The sequence below is a fragment of the Microbacterium sp. UBA7513 genome, from assembly GCF_002478345.1.
Lineage (GTDB): Bacteria > Actinomycetota > Actinomycetes > Actinomycetales > Microbacteriaceae > Microbacterium.
In genome coordinates this window covers 55,236-56,024 of record NZ_DLNJ01000034.1, presented here as the reverse complement: position 1 = coordinate 56,024, position 789 = coordinate 55,236, and the positions used below count along the sequence as shown (strand labels likewise).

The 789-nt window shown below is 73.5% G+C and carries 1 pseudogene; it reads left to right on the top strand.

Annotated features, from left to right (window positions below):
• A pseudogene (locus B2W79_RS16585) lies at positions 1-789 on the top strand (cytochrome b/b6 domain-containing protein); the annotation flags it as partial.

Genomic DNA, 789 nt, shown 5'->3' with positions numbered 1-789 from the left:
CGCCGACGTCGGACCCGGCGTCCGATGCGGTGCCCGCTCCGACGACCTCCGCCGGGGGCGAGAGCGTCCGCCGCGGACTGCCTCGTGTGCCGGGTGGCGAGCCGTGGCCGCCTGCCGGCACCGCGCCCGCGCGAGCGGCCACGGCCGCGGCCGTGACGCCGGATGCCGCGCTGATCCCGGAGACGCCGTCTCCGGCGGCGCCGCCTGCCGAGCCCGCCGCCCCCGGTACCACCCTGGCGCCCGCGGCCGACATCAGCACACCGCTGCCCTGGACCCGCACGGTCTGGAACGGTCGTGCCCCCCGACACCTCCCGGCCGCTGCCACGATCGCCACCCCGACCGCTCGCCGGCGCCCGACCTGGACCCAGGCGATCGCGGTGCTGTTCGGCGCCGCCGCTCTCGGTGTGCTCGCGGCCGCGGCCGTGGCTCTGGTCCGCGCGCTGCTCAGCCTCCCCTTCCTGCAGGACTTCCTGGCAGCCTTCCCGGGCGAGTACGAGCCGCCGATCCCGGTCGAGCCCGGCTTCGCGCCGTGGGTCAACTGGGCGCACTTCTTCAACATGTTCCTGATCGTGCTGATCATCCGGTCGGGCCTGCAGGTGCGCACCGAGAAGCGGCCGAGCGTGTTCTGGACGCCGCGGAACAACCCGAAGGGCAAGATCAGCCTGAACCTCTGGTTCCACCAGGCGCTCGACATCCTGTGGCTGCTGAACGGCGTGATCTTCGTGGTGCTGCTGTTCGCCACGGGACACTGGGTGCGGATCGTGCCGACGAGCTGGGAGGTCTTCCCGA